General features: G+C 73.3%; 18 protein-coding genes. 10 read left to right on the top strand and 8 right to left on the bottom strand.

Annotated elements, in window-relative coordinates:
* Positions 1 to 13: 13 nt before the first annotated feature.
* Genes ACFC0Z_RS22185 through ACFC0Z_RS22175 form a run of 3 tightly spaced genes read right to left on the bottom strand, consistent with a single transcriptional unit; the run spans position 14 to position 5,152 of the window.
* Positions 14 to 1,438: a hypothetical protein gene (locus ACFC0Z_RS22185; RefSeq protein ID WP_376440572.1), complete on the bottom strand. Its 1,425-nt coding sequence runs from the start codon at positions 1,436 to 1,438 to the stop codon at positions 14 to 16.
* Entirely contained in the window at positions 1,435 to 3,003 is a 1,569-nt protein-coding gene (pelF, locus tag ACFC0Z_RS22180) for a GT4 family glycosyltransferase PelF (RefSeq protein ID WP_376440569.1), read from the bottom strand. The genes ACFC0Z_RS22185 and pelF overlap by 4 nt, the downstream gene beginning before the upstream one ends.
* Positions 3,004 to 3,037: 34 nt before the next feature.
* Complete coding sequence (locus tag ACFC0Z_RS22175) at positions 3,038 to 5,152, bottom strand: hypothetical protein (RefSeq protein WP_376440566.1); 2,115 nt, start codon at positions 5,150 to 5,152, stop codon at positions 3,038 to 3,040.
* A gap of 305 nt (positions 5,153 to 5,457) precedes the next feature.
* Between ACFC0Z_RS22175 and ACFC0Z_RS22170 the strand changes: the two genes are divergently transcribed.
* The 6 genes from ACFC0Z_RS22170 to ACFC0Z_RS22145 all read left to right on the top strand — a co-directional run bounded on the left by ACFC0Z_RS22170 (position 5,458) and on the right by ACFC0Z_RS22145 (position 15,273).
* Entirely contained in the window at positions 5,458 to 6,963 is a 1,506-nt protein-coding gene (locus ACFC0Z_RS22170) for a leucyl aminopeptidase (protein WP_376440563.1), read from the top strand.
* 302 nt (positions 6,964 to 7,265) lie between these two features.
* Positions 7,266 to 8,654: a dihydrolipoyl dehydrogenase gene (gene lpdA, locus ACFC0Z_RS22165; protein ID WP_376440560.1), complete on the top strand. Its 1,389-nt coding sequence runs from the start codon at positions 7,266 to 7,268 to the stop codon at positions 8,652 to 8,654.
* A gap of 63 nt (positions 8,655 to 8,717) precedes the next feature.
* Positions 8,718 to 10,487 (top strand): 2-oxoglutarate dehydrogenase, E2 component, dihydrolipoamide succinyltransferase, encoded by a 1,770-nt coding sequence (gene sucB, locus ACFC0Z_RS22160; RefSeq protein ID WP_376440557.1) that lies wholly within the window; start codon positions 8,718 to 8,720, stop codon positions 10,485 to 10,487.
* Between the two features lie 128 nt (positions 10,488 to 10,615).
* Positions 10,616 to 11,239 carry a GntR family transcriptional regulator gene (locus ACFC0Z_RS22155; RefSeq protein ID WP_376440554.1) on the top strand — a complete coding sequence of 208 codons (624 nt, stop codon included), beginning with the start codon at positions 10,616 to 10,618 and terminating at the stop codon, positions 11,237 to 11,239.
* A 315-nt stretch (positions 11,240 to 11,554) separates the two neighbouring features.
* Positions 11,555 to 14,260, top strand: coding sequence for a pyruvate dehydrogenase (acetyl-transferring), homodimeric type (gene aceE / locus ACFC0Z_RS22150; protein ID WP_376440551.1), 2,706 nt, complete (start codon positions 11,555 to 11,557; stop codon positions 14,258 to 14,260).
* 50 nt (positions 14,261 to 14,310) lie between these two features.
* The gene (locus ACFC0Z_RS22145; protein WP_376440548.1) at positions 14,311 to 15,273 is read left to right on the top strand and encodes a helix-turn-helix transcriptional regulator; all 963 of its coding nucleotides are present in this window, start codon (positions 14,311 to 14,313) and stop codon (positions 15,271 to 15,273) included.
* Here ACFC0Z_RS22145 and ACFC0Z_RS22140 read toward each other — a convergent pair.
* Positions 15,264 to 16,244, bottom strand: coding sequence for an SDR family oxidoreductase (locus ACFC0Z_RS22140; RefSeq protein WP_376440546.1), 981 nt, complete (start codon positions 16,242 to 16,244; stop codon positions 15,264 to 15,266). The two genes, ACFC0Z_RS22145 and ACFC0Z_RS22140, sit on opposite strands and share 10 nt — an antisense overlap.
* Positions 16,245 to 16,313: 69 nt before the next feature.
* Here ACFC0Z_RS22140 and ACFC0Z_RS22135 point away from each other — a divergent pair, with 69 nt between their 5' ends.
* Entirely contained in the window at positions 16,314 to 16,835 is a 522-nt protein-coding gene (locus tag ACFC0Z_RS22135; protein ID WP_376441299.1) for a DUF4240 domain-containing protein, read from the top strand.
* 56 nt (positions 16,836 to 16,891) lie between these two features.
* On the opposite strand, the gene ACFC0Z_RS22130 is transcribed toward ACFC0Z_RS22135, so the two are convergent.
* Both ACFC0Z_RS22130 and ACFC0Z_RS22125 read right to left on the bottom strand, forming a co-directional pair.
* Positions 16,892 to 17,731 carry an SDR family NAD(P)-dependent oxidoreductase gene (locus tag ACFC0Z_RS22130; protein WP_376440544.1) on the bottom strand — a complete coding sequence of 280 codons (840 nt, stop codon included), beginning with the start codon at positions 17,729 to 17,731 and terminating at the stop codon, positions 16,892 to 16,894.
* Complete coding sequence (locus ACFC0Z_RS22125) at positions 17,731 to 18,525, bottom strand: SDR family NAD(P)-dependent oxidoreductase (RefSeq protein ID WP_376440541.1); 795 nt, start codon at positions 18,523 to 18,525, stop codon at positions 17,731 to 17,733. Before ACFC0Z_RS22125 ends, ACFC0Z_RS22130 begins: the two co-directional genes overlap by 1 nt.
* 117 nt (positions 18,526 to 18,642) lie before the next feature.
* Here ACFC0Z_RS22125 and ACFC0Z_RS22120 point away from each other — a divergent pair, with 117 nt between their 5' ends.
* Positions 18,643 to 19,311 carry a TetR/AcrR family transcriptional regulator gene (locus tag ACFC0Z_RS22120; RefSeq protein ID WP_376440539.1) on the top strand — a complete coding sequence of 223 codons (669 nt, stop codon included), beginning with the start codon at positions 18,643 to 18,645 and terminating at the stop codon, positions 19,309 to 19,311.
* Between the two features lies 1 nt (position 19,312).
* Here ACFC0Z_RS22120 and ACFC0Z_RS22115 read toward each other — a convergent pair whose 3' ends face one another.
* Positions 19,313 to 19,933, bottom strand: coding sequence for a GNAT family N-acetyltransferase (locus ACFC0Z_RS22115; RefSeq protein ID WP_376440536.1), 621 nt, complete (start codon positions 19,931 to 19,933; stop codon positions 19,313 to 19,315).
* A gap of 47 nt (positions 19,934 to 19,980) precedes the next feature.
* On the opposite strand from ACFC0Z_RS22115, the gene ACFC0Z_RS22110 reads away from it, so the two are divergent.
* Positions 19,981 to 20,892: a TIGR01777 family oxidoreductase gene (locus ACFC0Z_RS22110; protein WP_376440533.1), complete on the top strand. Its 912-nt coding sequence runs from the start codon at positions 19,981 to 19,983 to the stop codon at positions 20,890 to 20,892.
* Positions 20,893 to 21,177: 285 nt separating this feature from the next.
* A complete protein-coding gene (locus ACFC0Z_RS22105; protein WP_376441297.1) occupies positions 21,178 to 22,452 on the top strand; it encodes an NAD(P)/FAD-dependent oxidoreductase in 1,275 nt (424 codons plus the stop codon).
* 690 nt (positions 22,453 to 23,142) lie between these two features.
* Here the strand turns inward: ACFC0Z_RS22105 and ACFC0Z_RS22100 are convergent.
* Positions 23,143 to 24,645: a regulator gene (locus ACFC0Z_RS22100; protein ID WP_376440531.1), complete on the bottom strand. Its 1,503-nt coding sequence runs from the start codon at positions 24,643 to 24,645 to the stop codon at positions 23,143 to 23,145.
* Positions 24,646 to 24,712 lie beyond the last annotated feature (67 nt).

The raw sequence follows: 24,712 nt of genomic DNA, 5'->3' as shown, positions 1-24,712 counted from the left end.
TCCGGTCTCCTCCTTACGCGCGGTGCGCGGTCGGTCGTACCAGCAGAGCACAGGTGAGCAGGCCGAGCAGGGCGGCCGCTCCCCCGGTCGTGAGCGGCCCCGCGGCGGGCGCGGCCGCCTGCGCCGCCGAGGCGAGCAGGCACACCGCCGCCGCGCCCGCCACGGCGCCGAAGGACTGGAGCAGCAGCCCCAGCCAGAGCACGGCCCCGATGAGGAGCAGCGAGATCACGCGCGGGAGTTCCGGCATCGGCACGCCCGGCCAGGCCGCGGTCGCGGCGAGGGTCAGGCCGACGAGGACGGTGAGGTAGCCGCCGAGGCAGAGGACGAGGGTGCCGGTGACCGCCCGGCCGAACTCCCGCGCGGTCGACAGGGTCCGCAGCCGGGCCAGGCTCTCGTGCCGGAAACGGTGCAGCAGCCATTCGGCCGGGCCCATGGAGACGGTGAGGGCGACGACCGCCCCCGCCCCCCTGACCAGGGAGTCGCCGGCGCCCGCCTGGAGGACGAGGAGTCCGCTGCCGAGGCCGAAGAGGCCGTACGGGAGCGAGGCGGCGCGCGGTGGTCCGCCCCGGCCCGCCGCGTCCCGCGCGAAGCCCGGCCGCAGGGCGTGCGCGGCGAAGGCCGCGGCGGCGGCGAGCGAGGCGAGGAGCAGGCCCGTGCGGAGCGGGGCCGGGAGGTCCCAGCGGAGGGCGGGGAAGGCTCCGGCGAGCGGCGACAGGGCGCAGAGCAGGGCCCGTTCGCGGCCGAGGACCAGGAGGACGGTCGCGGCGGCGAGGTAGAACCCCTGCCAGGCGCCGAAGAGGACGGCGGGCAGCTCGCCGGGGGCGGAGGTCGCGAGGGCGACGGCCGTTCCGGCGAGGGCGCCGGACGGGGCGCCGACGAGGAGGGTGCGGGCGGCGGCGGCCCGGTCGCCGAGGCCGAGCCAGGTGTAGGCGCGGTGGGACAGGGTCTGGTTCCAGACCCAGCCGGTGACCGCCCCCGCCAGGAGGGGAATGGTTCCTCCGGGGAGCCCGTACCGCTGCTGTTCCCCTTGGATGAGGGGGGCGGCGAGGACGTACGCGAGGCCGGGCAGCGCGAAGACGAGGCCGCGCAGGAGGCAGCCGGCGAGCTCGGCGTGCCAGGGCGGGCCGTCGGGCGCCTCGGGCGGGGCGTGGCGCCGCTCCACGCGCGCGTAGAGGTCCTCGGCGAGCGTGAAGGAGTCGGCGCGGCCGTAGGTGAGGCGGATGTGGTCGTCGGTCATGCCGTCGGATTCGAGGAGCGCGGCTATCTCGTCGGGGTGGACGGCTTCGGCGACGAACTCGTCGAGACGGGCGGTGAGTTCGTCGATCGGGTCGACGGCCGTCCCCTCGGCGGCCGTCGGCGCGCCGTCACGCGGGCGCGGGACGGACGGGAGGGGGACGGTCTCCGCCGCGGGGGGCTTCAGCCAGAGCGAGCCGCTCATGCGGGGGTGCCTCCTGCGACGAGGGCGGGCGCGGGTGTCTGCGCGGGGACGGCGGCCGTCTTCGGGGCGCGCCGGGGCGACGGGATCGTCAGCTTCGGGGTGGCCTCCGGGAGGCACGGCTCTCCCGCCAGCTCCCGGTAGATCTGGCGGAATCCGTCCACCGAGCGGTTGAGGGTGAAGCGGTCGATCACCCGCTGACGGGCCTGGCGGCCCAGTTCGGCGCGGCGGGCGTCGTCCCGGAGGAGGGCCGTGACGGCGGCGGCCATGACGGCCGGTTCGCGGGGCGGGACGACGAGCCCGGCGTCGCCGACGGCCTCCCGCACCCCTCCGACGTCCGTGGAGACGGTCGCCCGGCCGCAGGACATGGCCTCGATGAGGGAGAAGGGGAAGCCCTCGCTGATGGAGGAGAGCATGACGACGTTGCCGGCCGCGTAGGCGGAGGGGACGTCGGAGACCCGGCCCTCGAAGGTGATCCCGTCGGCGACGCCGAGTTCGGCGGCGAGCTTCTCCAGGCGGGTCCGGTAGTCCTCGTTCCCGGCCGGGACCGGACCGAACAACCGGAGCCTGAGCACGGGGAGTTCGGCGCGGCAGATCGCGTACGCCCGGATCAGGGTCTCCAGGTCCTTGATGGGGTCGACGCGTCCGCACCAGCTGAGGGTGGGGGTCCCGGGCTCGGGTCCGGCCTCGGGGAAGAGGGCCGGGTCGACGCCGTTGTAGACGGTGCGGATGCGGTCGGCGGGGGCGCCGCCGCGCTCCTCCCAGCGCCGGTTGTACTGGTTGCAGGGGGTGATGAGGTCGGCCTTGCGGTAGCCGAGCGTGTTGAGCTCGCGGTAGAAGCCGAGCATGAGGGCCTTGACGGGCCAGCGTTGCGCGTCGGTGCGGTAGCCGAGGTAGCGCTCGCGGAGGTAGATGCCGTGTTCGGTGAGCAGGAAGGGCACCCCTTCGAAGTGCTGCGCGGTGAGCGCGGGCAGGGTGGCGAGTCCGCTGGAGACGGCGTGCGCCACACCGCCGGGGGCTATCCGGGCGGCGAGCGGTCGCAGGGCGTGTTCCAGCAGGTCGGTGGCGGTGAGGGCGTCGTGGACGGTGGGCCTGGCCGCAAGCGTCGGCAGGTGCGGCATGGTCCAGATCCACATGAGCGAGCGGAGGGCCGGCTCGGAGCGGAGGGCGGCGGTGAGCCGGCCCTGCCGGGCGAGGACGGCGAGCTCGTACAGGCTCGCGCCGAAGTCGTACCCGGCCTCCGGGTCGAGGAGGGCGAGCAGCAGACGCTCGTACGCGTCGAGGAAGGCCCGGTGTTCGCGCCCCCGCAGGGGCCGACGCGCTCCGGGGAACCGGGCGGACGTCGGCCCCTGCGGATGGCCCCAGAGGGGGAACGCGGTGTGCCGGGTGATGTTGGACGGCAGCTCCCAGGTGACGGGTTCGCGGCCGGTGCCCGTGAGGGCGAGGATCTCGAAGTCGACCTCGGGCATGCCTCGGACGAGCTGGTCGCACCAGGTGCTGACGCCGCCGTGGACGTGCGGGTAGGTGCCTTCGGTGAGCATGGTGACGTGACGGCCACTGCTCGGCATGTGCGTGTCCCCCCAGAACGTGCTGGTCAGGCCGTCAGGCGGTCGGGATCGTGAGGGTGATGGCGGTCTGGAGCAGTTCGGGCGCGGTCCAGGCGGAGCGGGTGCCCGCGTAGGCCGTGCCGAAGGCGGTCGAGCCGAGCAGGGCCTGCTTGCGGGTGCCCTCGGGGGCGGTGACGGGCGCGTCGACCCCGGCCGGGGCCTTGACGGTGACCGCGGTGCCGATGCGGTACGCGGTGACCTTGCCCTCGGCGAGGGCCTTGTCCCAGGCGGCGCGGCGGTTCAGCTCGGTGCCGACGTCCTTCTGGCGCGGGTTGACCAGGGGGGTGTTGGCCGCGAACAGGGCGCGGCAGTCGGCCAGTACGCGGTCCAGGACGGGGTAGAGGATGCGCTCCTCGGCCAGGTTCGACTGGTGGACGTAGTGCGGCCGGGGGTCGTTGCCGAGGACGTGGGAGAGGGCGGTGCGGGCCTCCTGCGGGACGATGTGCTCGGCGTAGCCGGTCGCGGTGTCCAGCGGGGCGGGCAGGCAGGTGGAGGCCGGGTTGGACTCGCAGATGCCGCTGCCGCCGTCGGCGCGGGAGGTGTAGATCCAGTTGTACTCGTCGGCCATCTCGGCGGCGGTGCCGACGTTGTAGTACACGTTCATCGGGTGGCGCGGGACGGTCTGCGCGGCGGAGGAACCGGTGCCGACCGTGCGCTGCTGCGGCTCGCGGGAGTTGTCGCTCGCCAGCCACTTCACGCCGTTGTCGGCGAGGGCGCCGGCCAGGTTGGGGTTGTCGGCGGGCTGCTGGGGCAGGGTCTTCAGACCGGAGTGCTCGCCGGTGACGAGTTCGGTGCGGTCGACGGAGATCCCCTTGCCGACGGCCCAGTTGTGGTTGTCGCGGATCTGGCCGGAGAGCTCGGAGCGGCTGACCCAGAGGGTGTTGCCGGAGGTGTCCTTGGCGCACCGCCAGGGGACGGTGGTGTTGTCCTGGACGCAGCCGAGGAAGGGATGGGTGTACGTGTGGTTGATCCAGCGGTACTGGGCGCGGTCGGCGACCAGCTGGGCCGTGAGCGCGTCGGTGCCGCCGTGCTCGGTCTTCCACTGCTCGCCCTGGCCGCCGTTGTAGACCATGTCGAGGGTGAAGCCGGAGGACTTCTGCCAGGCGGCGGCGTACTGGGCGTCGGCGGCGGTCATGCGGACCGGGTTGACGCCCTCGCCGTCGTCGCCGACGCAGTCGAAGTCGCCGGGGGTGCAGTTGAGCGCGGTGTCCCAGCGGGCGTCGGGGGCGAAGACGTCGTCGACGTGGACGGAGAGGTAGCTGCGGTTCTGGCCGAGGTGGACGCCCTGGGTGAGCCACTCGACGATGCCGCGCGCGAGGGCGCGGAACTGCCGCTGGTACTGGTTGTAGGCGAAGGTGACGACGAGCTCGCGGCGGCCGTCGGCGGTGTACTCGCCGACGAGGCTGGCCCGGCCGCCGCCCTCGACCGGGATGTCGACGAAGCTGGTGTAGCCGGTGCGGGGGCGGCCCGCGTAGCCGTAACTCTCGGCGATCGAGGGGTCGTTGTCCTCGAAGGTGACGGCCCCCTTGAGGTAGCGGAAGGGCCCGGCCTGGCCGGCGGCGGTGACGGCGGCGGTGGTCCCGTCGAGGACACCGGACCAGCCGCCCTGGTCGGTGTAGTCGAGGCCGACGCCGGGGTGCGACCAGGTGTAGGCGTCGACCTGCGGGATGCCGAAGGTCCGCTCGTACGTCCGGAGGGCGGTGTGCTCGGCGGAGTCCGGGCCGAAGGCGCTCTCGTGGGGCAGGACGACGCCCTGGTACTTGGCGCGGGGGCGGCCGTCGACCGTGTCGCTGAGGAAGGCGGTGTCGAGGACGGGACGGTTCGGGTCGTTGAGGTCGATCCGGCGGAACGGGACGCCGGAGCCCTTCAGCTCGGCGGTGATCGCGCCGACGGCGCTCCCGCCGTCGTCGACGACGAGCACGGCGAGATCGATCCGGGGCGCCGTCGCGGCGACCGCCTGCGCGGACGGGACGACGGTGGCCAGCAGCGCGGCGGCGGCGAGGGCCGCGATCTTCCCTATGCGGGGCGCGGTGCGGTCGGCGCGGGCGCTGCGGTCGGCGCGGGCGCCGCGGGATGCGCTTCTGGGCGTACGGATTCGGTCGGAGTCCATGACGGGTGTCCCCCCTCGACAGGCTCCCGCCCGGACCGGCGGAACCTGTGGAGATGTCGCAGATGAGGCGAAGGACGGCGTGGCGTCCTTGCGTGAATGAGGCGAGTGTGACCGGGCGCGACGAGCCGGAAGGGTAAACATGAAAGAGACACCACGGATGAGTGAATCCCTGCCGCCGTGAGCGAACGCGGTGAGCGAGCGTAGGCTCGTTCTCGGCGCTCTCCGGGCCGAAATACGATGCGGCGGGCACGGTCGGCCCATCCCTCGACCGCCACAGAACTCAATGGAAGCGAGATTTCACCACCGTGACTGCTCTCACTCTCAGCACTGCCGGCGCGGCGACGCTGCGCGCCGACGCCCTCGTCGTCGGCGTCGCGAAGTCCGGGAAGACGCTCGTCGTCGCCTCGGGCGCCGAGGCCGTCGACAAGGCCTTCGACGGCCGGCTCGCCGCCGTCCTGGAGACCCTGGGCGCCTCCGGTGCCGAGGGTGAGGCGACCAAGCTGCCCGCCCCCGCCGGCCTCAAGGCCCCCGTCGTCCTCGCCGTCGGCCTGGGTGCCGCCCCCGAGGAGGGCGAGTCCTTCGGCGCCGAGACCCTGCGCCGCGCCGCCGGTGTGGCCGCCCGCGTCCTGGCCGGCACGAAGAAGGCCGCGTTCGCGCTGCCCATCGGCTCCCCCGACGACGCCGCCGCCATCGCGGAGGGCGCCCTGCTCGGCGCGTACGCCTACACCGCGTACCAGGAGAACGCCGACGCGAAGAAGCCGCTGGCCGAGGTCGCCCTGCTCGGCGCCAAGCCGCGCGACAAGGCCTACAAGGCCGCCGCCGAGCGCGCCCAGGCCGTCGCGGAGGAGATGAACCGCGCCCGCGACCTCATCAACATGCCGCCGAACGACCTCTACCCCGCCTCCTTCGCCGCCGCCGTCCAGGCCGCCGGCAAGGAGCACGGCCTCAAGGTCCAGGTCCTCGACGAGAAGGCGCTGGAGAAGGGCGGCTACGGCGGCATCCTCGGCGTCGGCAAGGGCGCCGTCCGCGGCCCGCGCCTCGTCCGCGTCGCCTACACCCACCCGAAGGCGGAGAAGACCCTCGCCCTGGTCGGCAAGGGCATCACCTACGACTCGGGCGGCATCTCCCTGAAGCCGGCCGGCCACAACGAGACGATGAAGTGCGACATGGCCGGCGCCGCCGCCGTCTTCGCCACCGTCGTCGCGGCGTCCCGCATCGGCCTCGCCGTCAACGTGACCGGCTGGCTCGCCCTCGCCGAGAACATGCCGTCGGGCAGCGCCACCCGCCCGGGTGACGTCCTGAACATGTACAGCGGCAAGACCGTCGAGGTCCTGAACACCGACGCCGAGGGCCGTCTCGTCCTCGCCGACGCGCTGACCAAGGCCTCCGAGGAGCACCCGGACGCGATCGTCGACGTGGCGACCCTGACCGGCGCCATGGTCCTCGCGCTCGGCGACCGCACCTTCGGCATCATGGCCAACGACGACGACTTCCGTACCGCGATCCACGAGATCGCGGACGAGGTCGGCGAGCAGTCCTGGCCGATGCCGCTCCCCGCGGACATGCGCAAGTCCATGGACTCCTCCACCGCCGACATGGCGAACATGGGCGTCCGGATGGGCGGCGGCCTGGTCGCCGGTCTCTTCCTGCAGGAGTTCGTCGGCGAGGGCATCACCTGGGCCCACCTCGACATCGCCGGCCCGGCCTTCCACGAGGGCGCCCCGTACGGGTACACCCCGAAGGGCGGCACCGGCTCCTCGGTGCGCACCCTGGTCAAGCTGGCCGAGCGCACCGCCGACGGCGAGATCTGAGCCATCCGCGCCGTGGCGTGACGGTACGGCCCCGGGCATCGCGCCCGGGGCCGTACCCGTTTGTTCGACATCTGTTCGCTCGCGACGAAATCCGTACCTTCGTACGCTGCGGAGAGCCCGCCGTACGGACGATCGGCCGTCTCAGAGCACGGCCCCGCGTCCCGTCGTCCGTCAACAAGTGCGAAGATGGGTTCTCGGCAGGACAGGGCCCCCACCACAGGGCCGAAATAAAGCGGCCGGACACCAGCCGCCGCCCGGTCATGGAAGACCGGCGACGAGCGCACATGCATGGAGGACGTGACGTGGCGAACGACGCCAGCACCGTTTTCGACCTAGTGATCCTCGGCGGCGGTAGCGGCGGTTACGCCGCGGCGCTGCGCGGAGCGCAGCTGGGCCTGGACGTCGCACTGATCGAGAAGAACAAGCTCGGCGGCACCTGCCTGCACAACGGCTGCATCCCGACGAAGGCCCTGCTCCACGCCGGCGAGGTCGCCGACCAGGCGCGCGAGGCGGAGCAGTTCGGTGTCAAGGCCTCCTTCGAGGGCATCGACATCAAGGGCGTGCACAAGTACAAGGACGACGTGATCTCGGGCCTCTACAAGGGTCTCCAGGGTCTCGTCGCCTCCCGCAAGGTCACGTACATCGAGGGCACGGGCCGCCTGTCCAGCCCGACCTCGGTCGACGTCGACGGCCGTCGCGTCGAGGGCCGTCACGTCCTCCTCGCCACCGGCTCCGTGCCGAAGTCGCTCCCCGGCCTGGAGATCGACGGCAACCGGATCATCACCTCGGACCACGCGCTGAACCTGGACCGGGTCCCCGAGTCCGCGATCATCCTCGGCGGCGGTGTCATCGGCGTCGAGTTCGCCTCGGCGTGGAAGTCCTTCGGCACCGACGTGACGGTCATCGAGGGCATGAAGCACCTCGTCCCGGTCGAGGACGAGAACAGCTCGAAGCTTCTTGAGCGCGCGTTCCGCAAGCGCGGCATCAAGTTCAACCTCGGCACCTTCTTCCAGGGCGCCGAGTACACCGACAACGGCGTCAAGGTCACCCTGGCCGACGGCAAGACCTTCGAGGCCGAGGTGCTGCTCGTCGCGATCGGCCGCGGCCCGGTCTCCGCCGGTCTCGGTTACGAGGAGCAGGGCGTCGCGATGGACCGCGGCTACGTCCTGGTCGACGAGTACATGCGTACCAACGTGCCGACGATCTCGGCCGTGGGCGACCTCGTCCCGACGCTCCAGCTCGCGCACGTGGGCTTCGCCGAGGGCATCCTCGTCGCGGAGCGCCTCGCGGGCCTGAAGGCCGTTCCGATCGACTACGACGGCGTGCCGCGGGTGACGTACTGCCACCCCGAGGTCGCCTCCGTCGGCATCACCGAGGCCAAGGCCAAGGAGATCTACGGTGCGGACAAGGTCGTCGCCCTGAAGTACAACCTGGCGGGCAACGGCAAGAGCAAGATCCTCAAGACCGCGGGCGAGATCAAGCTCGTCCAGGTCAAGGACGGTGCCGTGGTCGGCGTCCACATGGTCGGTGACCGCATGGGCGAGCAGGTCGGCGAAGCGCAGCTGATCTACAACTGGGAGGCGCTGCCGGCCGAGGTCGCGCAGCTCATCCACGCCCACCCGACGCAGAACGAGGCGCTCGGCGAGGCCCACCTGGCCCTGGCCGGCAAGCCTCTGCACTCCCACGACTGACGGTTCCCGTCATCACAGGGCGCGACGACCACTTTCCGCAATTCGTTAGGAGCAACTGAAACCATGTCGGTTTCCGTAACCCTGCCGGCGCTCGGCGAGAGCGTCACCGAGGGCACCGTCACCCGCTGGCTCAAGGCCGAGGGTGAGCGTGTCGAGGCCGACGAGCCGCTGCTCGAGGTCTCGACCGACAAGGTCGACACCGAGATCCCCGCCCCCGCCTCGGGCATCCTGGCCTCCATCAAGGTCGCCGAGGACGAGACGGTCGAGGTCGGCGCCGAGCTGGCCATCATCGACGACGGCACGGGCGCCCCGGCCCCGGCCGCCGCCCCGGCCGCCGAGGCCGCTCCGGCCCCGGCCGCCGCCCCGGCCCCCGTGGCCGAGGCTCCGGCCGCCCCGGCGCCGGTCGCCGAGGCCCCCGCCGCGGCTCCGGCCGCCGGTGGTGCCGCCGGCACCGACGTCGTGCTGCCCGCCCTGGGCGAGTCCGTCACCGAGGGCACCGTGACCCGCTGGCTGAAGTCGGTCGGCGAGACCGTCGAGGCCGACGAGCCGCTGCTCGAGGTCTCCACGGACAAGGTCGACACCGAGATCCCGGCGCCGGTCTCCGGCGTTCTCCTGGAGATCGTCGTCGCCGAGGACGAGTCCGCCGAGGTCGGCGCCAAGCTCGCCGTCATCGGTGCCGCGGGTGCCGCTCCGGCCGCCGCCGCCCCGGCTGCCCCGGCCGCCCCCGCCGCCGCCCCGGCTCCGGTCGCCGCGCCCGCCCCGGTGGCTCCGGCCGCCCCGGTCGCCGCCCCGGCTCCGGTCGCCCCGGCCGCTCCCGTGGCCGCCCCGGCCCCGGTCGCCCCGGCCGCCCCGTCGATCGCTCCGGCGCTCGTCACCCCGGTTCCGGCCACGCCGGCCGAGGACGGCGCGTACGTGACCCCGCTGGTCCGCAAGCTCGCCACCGAGAACGGTGTCGACCTGTCGGCCGTGAAGGGTTCGGGCGTCGGCGGTCGCATCCGCAAGCAGGACGTCCTCGCCGCCGCCGAGGCCAAGAAGGCCGCCGCCGTGGCTCCGGCCGCTCCGGCCGCCGCCCCGGCCGCCTCGAAGGCCCCGTCGCTCGAGGTCTCCCCGCTGCGCGGTCAGACCGTCAAGATGACCCGCATGCGCAAGGTCATCGGCGACAACATGATGAAGGCGCTGCACGGCCAGGCCCAGCTGACCTCGGTCGTCGAGGTCGACATCACCAAGCTGATGAAGCTGCGCGCCCGTGCCAAGGACGCGTTCGCGGCTCGTGAGGGCGTCAAGCTCTCCCCGATGCCGTTCTTCGTCAAGGCGGCCGCCCAGGCGCTGAAGGCCTACCCGGTCATCAACGCCCGGATCAACGAGGACGAGGGCACGATCACCTACTTCGACACCGAGAACATCGGTATCGCGGTGGACTCCGAGAAGGGTCTGATGACCCCGGTCATCAAGGGTGCGGGCGACCTCAACATCGCCGGTATCTCGAAGAAGACCGCGGAGCTGGCCGGCGCCGTGCGCGCCAGCAAGATCACGCCGGACGACCTCGCCGGTGCGACCTTCACCATCTCCAACACCGGTTCGCGCGGCGCGCTGTTCGACACGATCATCGTGCCCCCGAACCAGGTCGCCATCCTGGGCATCGGCGCCACCGTGCGCCGTCCGGTCGTCATCAACCACCCGGACCTGGGTGAGACGATCGCGATCCGCGACATGACCTACGTCGCGCTCTCCTACGACCACCGTCTGGTGGACGGCGCCGACGCCGCCCGCTACCTGACGGCCGTCAAGGCGATCCTGGAGGCCGGCGAGTTCGAGGTCGACCTCGGTCTCTGAGCCGTGACCGCGTCGCGCCGTCGAGGCGCAACGTAACGAGCCTCACCTGCGGCGCCCCCGCCCGGAAGTGTTTCCGGGCGGGGGCGTCGCCGTATTGTCTAAGGGTCAACACTCCCCGAGGAGCCTTCATGACCGTCCCCGTCGTCCACTCGCTGCGCGAACAGATCCGCGAGCACATCGTGGAGGGGATCGTCAGCGGCCGCTGGAAGCCGGGCGAGCGCATCGTGGAGCGCCGGATCGCGACCGAGCTGGAGGTCAGCCAGACCCCGGTCCGCGAGGCGCTGCGCGAGCTGGAGTCGCTGCGGCTGATCGAGTCGGCGCCGAACAAGGGCGTCCGGGTCCGCAACCTCACGGCGGCCGACCTGGAGGAGAGCTACCCGGTCCGGGCGGGTCTGGAGCAGATCGCGGCCGAGCTGGCCGCCGGGCGGCTCGCGACCGACTGCTCGACCCTGGAGCCGCACGTGGCAGCCCTGTACGAGGCCGACGCGGCCGCCGACGGGACCGCGCAGGTCCGGCACACGGTGGCCTTCCACCGGGAGCTGGTGAAGGCGGCGGGCAACGCCGTACTGCTGCACACCTGGGAGACGCTCGGCATCGAGGTCTTCACGGCCCTGTCGATCCGCTGGCTCGGCACGGTCCAGAAGTCGTACGCGGAGGAGCACCAGGAGCTGGTGGAGGCCTTCCGGAGGGGCGATCCGAACATCGGGGCGCTCGTGAAGGCGCACGTGCTGGGCTGCGCGCCCCGGGCCTGAGCCCCGTACGCCCCGCATGGCATTACTCACAGTGAGCGGGCTCGTCTTCGGACGGGCCCGCTCATTCGTGCGCCCATCCGCTCCGTACAGCCGTTCCGACCTGCGAAAACGGGGCAAAATCGCGGCACCGGGTGCCCTCGTTCCTGGCACCCTGTGCCGACTTTCTCGATTTGAAGAGGTTTCTGTCTTCAACCCTTTGATCGATCATCGATCGTCGGTTTACAGTCTTCGGCGGGCCGTCACCCGGCCCTTCGCCCTGTCCTGCCAGACATGGCCCCCCTTATCTCCACCCCACCTGTCCGGAAGGCGGCGATCATGACCGATCCCGTAGGCAAGATTCCGAGCGAGCTCGACCAGCTCCCGGACCGTGACACCGAGGAGACCGCCGAGTGGGCGGCCTCCCTCGACGCCGTCACCAAGGCCGCCGGCCCCCACCGGGCCGCCTACCTGATGCGCCGCACGCTCCAGCACGCCGAAGGCGCGGGCCTCGCCCTGCCGAAGCTCCTGGAGACGGACTACGTCAACACCATCCCCACCTCCGCCGAGCCGTCCATCGGCGCGTCCGGCGGCGACGAGGAGATGGAGCGGAAGATCACCGCCTGGAACCGCTGGAACGCGGCCGCGATGGTCACCCGCGGCTCCAAGTACGGCGTCGGCGGCCACATCGCCACCTTCGCCTCCGCGGCCTGGCTCTACGAGACGGGCTTCAACCACTTCTTCCAGGGCAAGGAAGCCGACGGTTCCGGCGACCAGCTCTACATCCAGGGTCACGCCGCCCCCGGCATCTACGCCCGCGCGTTCCTGGACGGCCGCCTGGGCGAGGGCCACCTCGACAACTTCCGGCAGGAGTCCGGCGGCAACGGCCTGCCCTCCTACCCGCACCCGCGCCGCCTCCCCTGGCTGTGGGAGTTCCCCACCGTCTCCATGGGTCTCGGCCCCCTCTCCGCGATCTACCAGGCGCGCTTCAACCGCTACCTGACGAACCGCGGCATCAAGGACGTCTCCGCGTCCCACGTCTGGGCCTTCCTCGGCGACGGCGAGATGGACGAGCCCGAGTCGACGGCGGCACTCGCACTCGCCGCCCGCGAGGGTCTCGACAACCTGACCTTCGTCATCAACTGCAACCTGCAGCGCCTCGACGGCCCGGTCCGCGCCAACTTCAAGATCGTGCAGGAGCTGGAGGCCCAGTTCCGCGGCGCCGGCTGGAACGTCGTGAAGTCGCTGTGGGGCAACGCCTGGGACGAGCTCTTCGCGCTCGACACCACCGGCGCCCTCGTCCGCCGCCTCCGCGAGGTGCCGGACGCGCAGGTCCAGACGTACCAGACCCGCGACGCCGCCTACATCCGCCAGGACTTCTTCGGCAAGGACCCGGAGCTCGCCGCGATGGCGCAGCTGCTGTCCGACGACAAGATCCTCGAGTGTTTCCACCTCTCGCGCGGTGGCCACGAGCCGCGCAAGGTGTACGCCGCGTACAAGGCCGCCCTGGAGTTCAAGGGCGCGCCGACGGTCATCCTCGCGCAGACCGTCAAGGGCTTCACCCTCGGTGAGGGCTTCGCGTCGAAGAACGCGAACCACCAGATGAAGAAGCTCACGACCGACGAGTTCAAGAACATGCGTGACCTTCTCGAACTCCCCATCTCGGACGCGCAGTTCGTCGACGGCCAGGTGCCCTACGGCCACCCCGGCGCCGACTCCCCCGAGGTCCGCTACCTCCAGGAGCGCCGCGCGGCCCTCGGCGGCCCCGCCCCGGCCCGCCGCACCCACGCGCTCGCGCCGCTCCCGGCCCCGGCCGAGAAGGCCTTCGCCGCCTTCGACAAGGGCTCCGGCTCGCAGTCGATGGCGACCACGATGGCGTTCGTGCGTCTCATCAAGGACCTGATCCGCGACAAGGAGACCGGCAAGCGCTGGGTCCCGATCGTCCCGGACGAGGCCCGCACCTTCGGCATGGAGAGCCTGTTCCCGTCGCTCGGGATCTACTCCCCCAAGGGCCAGACGTACGAGCCGGTCGACCGCGACCAGCTGATGTACTACAAGGAGGCCGTCAACGGCCAGATCCTCAACGAGGGGATCACCGAGGCCGGTTCGATGGCCGACTTCATCGCCGCTTCCACCGCGTACTCCACGCACGGCGAGGCGATGATCCCGTTCTACATCTTCTACTCGATGTTCGGCTGGCAGCGGACCGCCGACCAGATGTGGCAGCTCGGCGACCAGCTCGGCCGCGGCTTCCTCGTCGGCGCGACCGCCGGCCGTACGACCCTGACCGGTGAGGGCCTCCAGCACGCCGACGGCCACTCGCCGGTGATCGCGGCCACCAACCCGGCGGCGCTGACCTACGACCCGGCGTTCGCCTACGAGGTCGCGGTCATCGTCAAGGAGGGTCTGCGCCGGATGTACGGCGAGGCCGCCGAGGGCGAGGACCAGAACGTCTTCTACTACCTGACGGTCTACAACGAGCCGATGCCGCAGCCGGCCAAGCCGTCCGGCATCGACGAGGGCATCGTCAAGGGCCTCTACCGCTTCAACACGGCGGAGTCGGCCGGTCTCGACCTGCCCGCGAACGCCGCCCGCATCCAGCTGCTCTCCTCCGGCACCGCGATCCACTGGGCCCTGGAGGCCCAGAAGACGCTGGCCGAGGAGTGGGGCGTGGCCGCCGACGTGTGGTCCGCGACCTCCTGGACGGAGCTGCGCCGTGACGCCCTGGAGGCCGACGCGGCCCTCCTGCGCGGCGAGGAGCAGGTCCCGTACATCCGTGAGGCCCTCGCGGGCATCACCTCCCCGGTCCTCGCGGTCTCCGACTACATGCGCCAGGTCCCGGACCAGATCGCGCAGTGGATCGAGCAGGACTACACCTCGCTCGGCGCCGACGGCTTCGGCCTGTCGGACACCCGCGAGGCGGCCCGCCGCCACTTCGGCGTCGACGCCCCGTCGATCGTCGTCGCGACCCTGGCCCAGCTGGCCCGCCGCGGCGAGATCCGCGCGACGGCCGTGAAGGAGGCGCGCGAGCGCTACGGCCTGTAAGGGTCCTCCCCGAAGGCTCCACCGAGGCGGGCGGCACGCATGATGGGTTCATGCGTGCCGCCCGCCTCATCAAGATGGTCCTGCTCCTCCAGTCGCGTCCATCGATGACGGCGGCCGAACTGGCCGAGGAGCTGGAGGTGTCGGAGCGGACCGTCACCCGGGACGCCCTCGCCCTCTCGGAGGCGGGGGTGCCGGTGTACGCGGAGCGGGGCAGGTCCGGCGGGTACCGCCTGGTCGGCGGGTACCGTACGCGCCTGACCGGCCTGGCCCGCGGCGAGGCCGAGGCCCTGTTCCTGTCCGGACTGCCGGGCGCGCTGCGGGACATGGGCCTGGAGGACGCGGCCTCGGCGGCCCGGCTGAAGGTCTCGGCGGCGCTGCTGCCCTCCCTGCGGGACGCTCCCGACGCGGCCGGCCGTCGCTTCCATCTGGACGCGCCCGGCTGGTACCAGGAGCCGGAGACCCCCGACCTGCTCGCCCCGGTGGCCGAGGCGGTCTGGGAGGACCGCGGGCTCGCGGCCCGCTACCGCCGCGGCGACGGCGAGGAGGTGGAGCGGGAGCTCCAGCCGTACGGCCTCGTCCTCAAAGCCGGGGTCTGGTACCTCTGCGCCCGTTCGGGCTCCGCGTTCCGCACGTACCGCGTGGACCGCTTCACGGCGGTGGCGATGGGCGAGCCCTTCCTCCGCGACACCGGGTTCGACCTCGCGGAGTTCTGGTCCGACCGCGCCGCCGAGTTCGCCCGCTCCCTCCTGCGTACGGAGGTGGAGCTGCGGCTCACGGAGGCGGGCGCGCGGAGGCTCCCGTACGTGACGGACCGCGCGGCGGCGGAGGAGGCGCTGGCCGCCGCGAAGGGGGAGGCGGACGGGCGGGTGCGGATCGTGCTGCGGGTGGAGAGCGAGGAGGTCGCCCTCGGCCAGCTGCTCGGCCTCGGGCCGGAGGCGGAGGTCCTGGCCCCGGCGCCGCTGCGGGAACGGTTCGCCGAGGCGGCGCGGGGGCTCGGCGAGCTCTACCGGTAGTCCGCCGGGTCCGGCTTACCCGTCTCGCTCCCCGTCTCGCTCGCGTTCTCGCTCGCGACGATGAACCCCCAGGCGTCCGGCCGTGAGCCGTCCGCGTCCGTGAAGCCGTACTCCCCCGCCAGCCCGGCGCTCGACAGGGACTGTCCGTTCCAGCGGTGGCGGTCGGGGTCGGCGGCCAGGGCGGCGACCGCGCGGCCGACGTAGACCGGGGACTCGGAGATCGCGAAGTCGGGGACCTTCTCCAGCGCGTCGCGCCAGGTCTCCTCGGTCACGCCGAAGGTGGTGAGCATCTGCTCCGACCTCAGCCAGCCGGGGGTGAGCGCGACCGCCGTGCCCCCGTACTCCTCCAGCTCCTTGCCGAGGCCGAAGGCCATCCGGATCGGGGCGTTCTTGGCGAGGTCGTAGAAGAGGTTCTCGCGGAAGCGGGTGGCGTTGTACGCGGCCGTGCCGTCGGTGACCTCGACGACGAGCCCGCCCGGGTGGCGGACGAGCAGCGGCAGCGCCGTGTGCGAGGTGATGGCGTGCGTCCGGACCCCGAGTTCGAGCATCCTGAGGCCGGCCGCGAGGTCGAGCTCCCAGGTCTTCTTCCCGAACGCGGAGCCGATGAGGTGCTCGCCGCCCCACACGTCGTTGACGAGCACGTCGAGCCGGCCCCGCTCGCGGTCGATCCGCTCGACCAGGGCCCGGACCTGTCCGGGGTCCAGGTGGTCGGTGGGGACGGCGACGCCCTCGCCGCCGGCGGCCGTCACCAGTTCGGCCGTCTCCTCGATGGTCTCGGTCGCGCGGCCGACCTCGCTGAGCTTCTCGCGGGTCGTGCGCCCGGTCACGTACACCGTGGCCCCGGCCGTGCCGAGCTGGACGGCGATGGCCCGCCCCGCGCCCCGGGTGGCCCCGGCGACCAGGCAGACACGTCCGCGGAGAGATGCGTTGTCCTTCGTCATGCGCTCCACCCTGACAGGAAAGTACGACATCTTCTGTCCGGATTCCGTCCGGTCATTCCGGGTGCGCCGCGCCCGCCGACCCACGATGCTGGTCCCGTGATGGACGAGACGGAGTTCTGGGAGATCATCGACGCCACCCGCGAGGCCGCCGAGGGCGACCCCGAGGATCAGGCCGATCTGCTCGTGGAGAGGCTGACCAGGCTGGATCCCGACTCCGTGCTCGACTACGCCCGCCACTTCGAGGCCCGCTACAACCGCGCGTACCTCTGGGACCTGTGGGGCGCGGCGGCCCTGATCTTCGACGGGGCGGGCGACGAGACCTTCGACTCCTTCCGCTGCTGGCTCATCGGCCAGGGCCGGGACGTCTTCGAGGGCGCGCTGCACGAGCCGGACGCGCTGGCGGAGCTGCTCCTCGACTTCGACGTGGAGATCGACGGGGACGGCGAGGAGATCGGGTTCGCGGCGGACGAGGCGTACGAGCAGCTGACCGGCGCCGAGACGCCCGACCTGGGGATTCCGATGCCGGGCGGGGAGCCGATGGGCGCGCCGCTCGACCTGGAGGACGACGACGCGCTCGCCGCGCGCCTGCCGAGGCTGTGGCAGCGCTTCGGGACGTCGTGACGGAAGAGAGACGGAAGAGAGGCGGACCCCGCGGGGGACGGGGTCCGCCTCTCGGCTCAGCCCAGCTGGAGGCTGGGGTTCTCCTGCGCGAGGATCATGTCCGTACGCGGCTGGAGGGCCGGGAAGAGCTGTTCCGGCTGCGGGATCGCCCAGTACTTCCCCTCGGCGACCATCTCGAAGACGCGCTCGGCGTGCTCCTCGGGCGTGAGCCCGTGTTCGTCGGCGAGGTTCTGGAGGTGCTCGCCGAAGGCGGTGACCTCCGGGGGCGCGGTCTGTCCCGGCCTGGCGGCCGAGAAGATCTCGCTCTTGACCGAGCCGGGCGTCACGACGGACACCTGGATCGGAGCCTGCTTCATCGCCATCTCGTAGTACAGCGACTCGGTCAGCGCGAGCGTGCCGAACTTGGTGACGCTGTACGGGGCCATCAGCGGGCTCGGCAGCAGGCCGCCGACCGAGGACACGTTGACCACCCAGGCCTTCTCGCCGCGTTCCAGCATGCGCGGGACGAAGGCGCGGATCCCGTTGACGTACCCGCCGATGTTGACGCGGAGCATGGCGTCCCAGCGCTCGGCCGGGATCTCCCAGGAGTAGCCGAGAGCCATGATCCCGGCGTTGTTGACGAGCAGGTCGACCGTGCCGAAGCGGGTGTACGCGGTGTCGGCGAGCGCCTCGACGGAGGCGGGCACCGACACGTCGGTCACCACGGACTCGACCTCGGCGCCGCCGGCCCGCAGCTCCTCGGCGAAGAGGGCGAGCCGGTCGGCGGCGATGTCGGCGAGGACCAGCTTCATGCCGAGCCGCGCCGCCTCCCGGGCGAGCCCGGCGCCGATGCCGGAGGAGGCGCCGGTGATGACGGCCGTCCGTCCGCCGAACTCGCGTGCCGCACGCGAGGACATCAGAAGTGCGTCCCGCCGTCGACACGGACCTCCGTGCCGGTGATGAACCTGCCGTCCTCGGAGGCCAGCATGGCGACGACGCTCGCGACGGTCTCCGGGCCGGCGAAGCCCTGGCCGAGGGCGGGGGCCAGCTTGGCGAAGAGCGACCAGTCGGTGTCCTCGGGGAGGCCGGGGCCCATGGACTGCTTGCTGGCACCGGAGCCGTCGGTCATGCCGGAGGAGATCGAGCCGGGCTGGACGGCGGTGAAGCGGATGTTCTGCTTGGAGTACTCGGCGGCGAGGGCGTGGGTCATGGACTGGATGCCGCCCTTGCTGGCCGCGTAGGCCGCCATGTAGGGGTGGGCGAAGTTCGCGGAGGTCGAGGAGAAGTTGACGACGGCCGCGTCGCTGCCCTCCAGGAGGGCGGGGATCGCCTCGCGGATCATGAGGAAGGTGCCGGTGAGGTTGATCCGGAGCACCTGCTCGAAGGAGTCGAGGCTCGTCTCGTGGGTGTGCGAGGAGCGCAGGATGCCGGCCGCGTTGACCAGGACGTCCAGGCCGCCGAGGGCCTCGACGGCGGCGGCGACGCCGGCCCGTACGGACGCCTCGTCGCCGACGTTCACGACGACCGTGGTGAGGCGGTCGGCGGCGTCGCCGGCCTTGGCGACGGTGTCCTTCAGGCCGTCCTCGCTGATGTCGGCGGCGACGACCCGGCCGCCCTCGGCGAGGAGGCGCAGGACGGTGGCCTGGCCGATGCCGGAGCCGCCGCCGGTGATGAGGGCGCGGCGTCCTTCGTAACGGGTCAGCTGGGTCATGGCGACAACCTCTCGGGAAAGCTTTGCGGAAAGTGCTGCCACCGTACGCCCAAGTGGCACGTTTTGCCATAGCTGCATATCGTGCACTTTGGGCATTCGGGGGCGTACGCTTCGTGGGTGAGCACCAAGCCCGAGGGCGCCACGCCCCCCACGCAAACCCTGACGGAGCGCCGCAAGGCGGCCACGCAGCTGGACATCGCGCGCGCCGCCGCCGAGCTCTTCACCGAGCGCGGCCCCGACGGCACCACGGCCGAGGACATCGCGCAGCGGGCGGGCGTCGCGCTGCGCACCTTCTACCGCTACTTCCGCTCGAAGCAGGACGCGGTGGCGCCACTGCTCGCGGTGGGCGCCGAGCGGTGGCGCGAGCGCCTCGCGGAGCACCGGGCCGAGGCGGCCGACGGGCTCCCCGCCGTCCTGGAGGAATCGATCGCCGAATCCCTCGGCGCGCAGGACGAGACGGCCGCCGAGGGCCTGCGCTGGACGCGCGGCCTCCTGCGGGCGGCCACCGAGGACCCCGCCCTGCGGGCCGTCTGGTACCGGGTCAACCAGGAGTCCGAGGAACGGCTGCGCGAGGTCGTCGCCGGGCTCGCGGGGCCGGACGCCGACCCCTTGGAGGTACGGCTCGCGGCGGCGGCGGCAACGGACGCGATCCGGATCGCCCTGGAGAGCTGGGCGGAGTCGGACGCCCCGGTACGCGGCCCGGGCTCACCGGCGGAACTCGCCGTCCGGTGCCTGCGCGAACTGATGGGCGGGATGAGGCTGCTGGGCGACGCGGCCGGGGCGTGACTCAGGAGTCGAGCAGGGAGCGGCCCATGAGGACGTCGTCCACGTACTGCCCGGCGATCAGCATCTCGCCCGGCAGCAGTCCCTCGACCACGTACCCCTCGGAGGCGTACAGCGCACGCGCCGGCGCGTTGTGCCCGAGGACCCGCAGGGTGATCCGGCGCGCGCCCTCCGCGCGCGCCCGGTCCGCGGCGGCGCGCAGCAGCGCCCGCGCCACGCCCTTCCCCCGGGCGGACTCGGCGACGACGAGGCCCTGGATCTGGCGGACGTGGGCGGTGGCGGCGAGCGGGGTCGGGGGGACCGTCCGCACGTACCCGACGAGCGCCCCGTCGTGGACGGCCACGAGGTAGTCCTCCACGAGGTGGCGCTCGTCGAAGAACGGCGGGTACGGCTCTGTCGGCCGGGGCAGCACGGCGTGGAGCGTCGACCAGGCGTCCGCGTCGAGCACGGCGAGCGCGGGGCCGTCGTCCGGCACGGCGGCACGTATCCGCGTCTCGGACGCCTCAGGCGCCTCAGGCGCCTCAGGCGTCTCGTGCGACTCGGGCGTCTCGTGCGACTCGGGCGTCTCGTGCGACTCGGGCGTCTCGTGCGACTCGGGCGTGTCCGGAGACTTCGGCTCGATCATGGCGGCCACTGTGCCACGCGCGGACGGCGGAAGGGCAGGATGGGGTCATGAAGCCTTCCGCCACCCGTAAGCGGGTCGCCGTCACCGGGGCCTCCGGGCTCATCGGCGCGGCCCTCGTCCGCTCCCTGCGCGCCGACGGCCACGACGTCCTCCGGCTGGTCCGCCGGCCGGCCGCGACCGCCGACGAGGTCGAATGGGACCCGAAGCGGCTGTACGTGGACGCCGCCGGGCTCGTCGGCGTGGACGCGGTGGTGCACCTGGCGGGCGCGGGCGTCGGCGAGCGCCGCTGGACCGAGGCGTACAAGCGGGAGATCCGCGACAGCCGGGTCCTCGGGACGACCGCGATCTCCCAGGCCCTCGCCGGGCTCGCCCACCCGCCGGAGGCCCTGGTCTGCGGCACGGCGCTCGGCTGGTACGGGGACACCGGCAGCCGCGCGGTGGACGAGAGCGCCCCGGCGGGCACGGGCTTCCTGCCCTCGGTCTGCGTGGAGTGGGAGGCCGCGGCGGCCCCGGCCGAGGAGGCGGGCATCCGGGTCACGTACGCCCGTACGGGCCTCGTCGTGGCCCGCGAGGGCGGCGCGTGGGGGCGGCTCTTCCCCGTCTTCCGCGCCGGGCTCGGCGGGCGGATGGGCGACGGGCGCCAGTACTGGTCCCACATCTCGCTCCACGACGAGGTGGCGGCCCTGCGGCACCTGGTCGACACCCCGTCCCTGTCGGGCCCCGTGAACCTCACCGCCCCCGAGCCGGTCACCAACCGCGAGGTGACGGCGGCGATGGGGCGGGTCCTGCGCCGCCCGACGGTCTGCGCGGTCCCGGCACCGGCGCTGCGGCTGGTCCTCGGCGACTTCGCGCAGGACGTGCTGGGCAGTCAGCGGGTGCTGCCGGCCCGCCTCCTGGAGTCCGGATTCACCTTCGCGTTCCCGACGATCGACGAGGCGATCAGGGCGGCGGCGCGCTGAATCCTCCCCGCCCCGAGGGGCTTGCGCTCCCCCGTGCTGCGTGAACCCCGGTGCGCGCGGGACGACTTCCGTGGGAGCGCTGCCTACGCTCGATGCCCATTGCGTGAAACGACCGCGAACTCGGGCATTCCGGGGGCCGGTTGGGGGCATAACGCCTCCCACCGGCGGCGCCGACCTGGGGAGGGGCACGTGCTCAGTACCGCAAAGACCTCAAGTACCGCACAGCGAACGGACGTCACGGGAACCAAGGAGGCCACGGAGGCCACGGAGACCGTCGACGTCGTCATCGTCGGAGCCGGGATCGCGGGACTCGCTGCCGCCCACCGGCTGGTCGGGGCCGGGCTCGACGTCCTCGTCCTGGAGGAGGAGCAGCGGGTCGGCGGCCGGATGGCCACCGACGCCGTCGACGGCTTCCTCCTCGACCGGGTGGGGCCGCTGCTCACGCTCTCGGCCGAGGAGCTGCGGGCGACACCGGGGCTCGCCGGGCTGTCGCTGCGCCCGTTCGCGCCCGGGGTGATCGTGCACAGCGACGGGCGGCACGCGCGGTGGGGCGCGTCGCACACCCGCCCCCGGAGCGTGGGGGGAGCGCTGAACGTGGCGCGCGCCCTCGCGAGCGCCCCCCGGCGGCCGGCGGCCTCCCTCGACCAGGCGCGGCTCGGAGCCTCGCTGGTCCGCCTGGCCGCTACCCCGTCCCAGCGACTGCTCGCCCGTCCCGAGCGGACGGCGCGCGAGGCGCTGTCGGCGCGGCTGCCGGCACGGACGGTCCAGGGGGTGCTGCGGCCCCTGCTCGCGGCGCTCCTCTCCGACCCGGACCTGGGGACGTCGAGCCGCCGCGCCGACCTGGCCCTGCGGGCCTTCGCGCGGGGCCGTCTCGCCGTACCCGAGGGAGGCTCCTCGGCGCTCCCCGAGCGCCTGGCGGCGGCCCTCCCGGCCGGGACGGTCCGCACCGGCGTCCGGGTGACGGACGTGTCCGTCTCCCGGGTCACGACGGCGGAGCACGGGGTGTTCGGCTGCCGGGCGATGCTTCTCGCGACGGGGGCGCGGTCGGCGGCGGCGCTGCTGCCGGGGCTGCGGACGCCGGGCTTCCACCCGGTGACGGTGCTCCACCACACGGCACCGGCGGCGCCGACGGCGGACCCGTCCCTGTTCCTGGAGTCCGACCCCGGGGGGCCGGTGTCCCACACGGCGGTCATGAACGCCGTGGACCCGACCCGCTCCCCCACCTCCCGCCCCCTGATCACCTCCACCGTCCTGGGGGCGCCGCCGGACGACGCGGACCGGCGGGTACGGAAGCACCTGGCGACGCTGTACGGGACGTCGACGGACGACTGGGAGCTGCTGGCGCTGCACCACACGCCGGACGCGGTCCCGTCGATGCCGCCGCCGCACGACGCGCGGCGTCCCGTCCGGCTCCTCGCGGGGCTGTACGTGTGCGGGGACCACCGCGACACGTCCACCCCCCACGGAGCCCTCGCCTCGGCCCACCGAGCCACCGAAGCCCTCCTGAAGGACCTGGGCCTCCCGGCCCCCGCCCCCGTCCCCACGGAGCACGCGGCCTGACGAGGCCCCCTTCTCGCGGCGCCCCGCCGCGCGGTCCCTTCGGCTGCCGCCCGGGTTGTGGCGGCGCGCCTCCGGGCGGTGCCCGTGGACAGCCGCCCGGGTTGCGGCGGCGCGCCGCCGGGCGGTGACTTCGGGCCGGGCCCCCGGGTTGTGGGCAGGCGTTCCGCACGGCCGGGGGTCCCCCCCTGCTCGAAGAGCTTGGGGGCGGGTGGGCACAACCCACCACGGCGCCGCACCCCGGGTGCGGGTCCATGCGCGGAAGCCTAGGCCCGGCAGGGGGCGCCGTCCCGTGTGCCCACCCGTCCCGCCCCAGCGGGACGAATGCCCACACGGAGGTGCGGCCGGGCACCGCCCACGCATGCGGGCACCGCCCGACCGGGGCGGGCACCCGCCACGCCGAAGCGGCCCGTGGGGCACGGGAGGCCGAGGGCCCTGGGCATGGGGCCCCGGCACTCCGGGGTCCCATGAGCCCAGGCCCGGAAGCCCGGAGGCCCGGGGGTCCGGAGGCCCGGGGGCCCGGAGGCCCGGAGGCCCGGAGGCCCAGAGGCCCAGAGGCCCGGAGGCCCAGAGGCCCAGAGGCCCAGAGGCCCAGAGGCCCAGAGGCCCAGAGGCCCAGAGGCCCAGAGGCCCAGAGGCCCAGAGGCCCGGAGGCCCAGAGGCCCGGAGGCCCGGAGGCCCGGAGGCCTCGGGTCAGCCCAGGGCCGCCACGCGGTCTCGGTAGGTGCGGGCCGCGGCTGCGTCTCGGTAGGGCTCCAGGCGGCGTTCGAAGTCGCGGACGTATTCGACCGCCCTCGCCGACCGCATCTCCGACGCCTGCTGCGCCGCCTCCGCCCCCAGCGCGCACGCCTGGTCCAGTTCGCCGAGGGCCAGGCGGGAGGTGGCCAGGACGACGCGGCAGAAGAGGCGGCTGCGGGCGAAGCCGGGGGCTCTCAGCTGGAGGGCCCGCTCCGCGTGCTGCGCGGCCGGCCGGTACTGCTGGAGGTCCCGGTGGCAGTGCCCCAGCTCGTCCGCGAGCTGGGCCTCGTCGAACATCCGGGCCCAGTACGGCACCTCGTCCCCCGGCCGCGCCGCCTCCAGGGCCCGCTCCGCCCGTACCAGCGACGCGCTGCACACCCGCGCCTCGCCGAGCACCGCGTGCCCCCGCGCCTCGATCGCGTGGAGCATCGCCTGGACGACGGGCGGCGCCCCGGGGCCCACTCCCTGCTGCGCCACCCGCGCGAGCTGCACGGCCTCGCGCCCGTGGCCCAGGTAGACCGCCTGGCAGCTCATGGTGAGGAGCACGTACGACCCGTACGCCCGGTCCCCCGCGGCCTGCGCGAGCCGCAGGGCCTGGACGAAGTACCGCTGCGCGAGGCCGTGGGCCGCGATGTCGTACGAGGTCCAGCCGGCGAGCCGGGTGAGGTCGGCGGCCGCGGCGAAGAGCCGGCGGCCGACGGACTCCCCGTACGTGCCGCGCAGCATCGGCTCCGCCTCGTGCTCCAGGTACCTGACGAGCGCCTGCCGCGCGTGCCCGCCGCCGTACGCGTGGTCGAGCGTCCGGAAGAGCTCGCCGACGGAGCGGAGCGCCGCGATGTCGCCGCTGGAGACCCGCTGGCCGGGGCCCCGGTCCGTACCCCGCTGCCGGGGGACCGAGAAGCGGCCCTGGGGCGGGACCCTCGGGTCCGGGCCGGGAAGGCGCGGGGCGTGCGGCGCGCGCGCCTCGTGGGGCGGCACCGGCCGCGCCCCCGGCGCCGGCTCACCCCGCGCGACCCGCTCGTCGGCCCTGCCGATCAGCCAGTCCCGGCTGGGGACCACCAGGCCCGCCGGCGTGAACGCGATCTTGCGGAGCTCCGCGTGGCTGCCGGAGTCCTTCCGCCACAGCCCGCTGACGATGTCCACGGCCTCCTCGGGCGTCGCCGCGAACTCCAGGCCCGCGTAGACCGGCGCGCAGGCGTCGAGTCCGAGGTCCTGGGCGGAGAGGCGGCGGCCGAGGCGCCGGGTGAAGACCTCGGCGATGAGCGCGGGGGTCGTGCCGCGCGGCTGCTGGCCGCGGAGCCAGCGGGTCACGGAGGTCTTGTCGTACCGCAGGTCGAGGCCGTGCTCCAGACCGAGCTGGTCCACTCGTCTGGCGAGGCCCGCATGGGAGAACCCGGCTTCGGCGATGAGCGCGGCGAGCTGGCGGTTCGGGATGCGCTGCGGTGGTCGTTCCGTCATCAGCTGTGCGGTCTCCTGCCTTCCGGGCCCAGGTGCAGCCCGTTCGGACCCTCATGGAACGGCGCGA

The sequence above is a fragment of the Streptomyces sp. NPDC056144 genome (assembly GCF_042264145.1).
GTDB lineage: Bacteria > Actinomycetota > Actinomycetes > Streptomycetales > Streptomycetaceae > Streptomyces.
The sequence above is the reverse complement of the archived record's forward strand: the minus strand, read 5'-3'. Positions and strand labels throughout refer to the sequence as shown.

What these genes read in the sequence shown, in the direction of transcription:
- ACFC0Z_RS22155 (WP_376440554.1), top strand. Translation starts at nt 10,616, where the DNA reads ATGACCGTCCCCGTCGTCCACTCGCTGCGCGAACAGATCCGCGAGCAC.
- aceE (WP_376440551.1), top strand. Translation starts at nt 11,555, where the DNA reads ATGACCGATCCCGTAGGCAAGATTCCGAGCGAGCTCGACCAGCTCCCG.
- ACFC0Z_RS22175 (WP_376440566.1), bottom strand. Translation starts at nt 5,152, where the DNA reads ATGGACTCCGACCGAATCCGTACGCCCAGAAGCGCATCCCGCGGCGCC.
- ACFC0Z_RS22145 (WP_376440548.1), top strand. Translation starts at nt 14,311, where the DNA reads ATGCGTGCCGCCCGCCTCATCAAGATGGTCCTGCTCCTCCAGTCGCGT.
- ACFC0Z_RS22130 (WP_376440544.1), bottom strand. Translation starts at nt 17,731, where the DNA reads ATGTCCTCGCGTGCGGCACGCGAGTTCGGCGGACGGACGGCCGTCATC.
- ACFC0Z_RS22115 (WP_376440536.1), bottom strand. Translation starts at nt 19,933, where the DNA reads ATGATCGAGCCGAAGTCTCCGGACACGCCCGAGTCGCACGAGACGCCC.
- ACFC0Z_RS22125 (WP_376440541.1), bottom strand. Translation starts at nt 18,525, where the DNA reads ATGACCCAGCTGACCCGTTACGAAGGACGCCGCGCCCTCATCACCGGC.
- ACFC0Z_RS22135 (WP_376441299.1), top strand. Translation starts at nt 16,314, where the DNA reads ATGGACGAGACGGAGTTCTGGGAGATCATCGACGCCACCCGCGAGGCC.
- sucB (WP_376440557.1), top strand. Translation starts at nt 8,718, where the DNA reads ATGTCGGTTTCCGTAACCCTGCCGGCGCTCGGCGAGAGCGTCACCGAG.
- ACFC0Z_RS22140 (WP_376440546.1), bottom strand. Translation starts at nt 16,244, where the DNA reads ATGTCGTACTTTCCTGTCAGGGTGGAGCGCATGACGAAGGACAACGCA.
- ACFC0Z_RS22110 (WP_376440533.1), top strand. Translation starts at nt 19,981, where the DNA reads ATGAAGCCTTCCGCCACCCGTAAGCGGGTCGCCGTCACCGGGGCCTCC.
- ACFC0Z_RS22185 (WP_376440572.1), bottom strand. Translation starts at nt 1,438, where the DNA reads ATGAGCGGCTCGCTCTGGCTGAAGCCCCCCGCGGCGGAGACCGTCCCC.
- pelF (WP_376440569.1), bottom strand. Translation starts at nt 3,003, where the DNA reads ATGCCGAGCAGTGGCCGTCACGTCACCATGCTCACCGAAGGCACCTAC.
- ACFC0Z_RS22100 (WP_376440531.1), bottom strand. Translation starts at nt 24,645, where the DNA reads ATGACGGAACGACCACCGCAGCGCATCCCGAACCGCCAGCTCGCCGCG.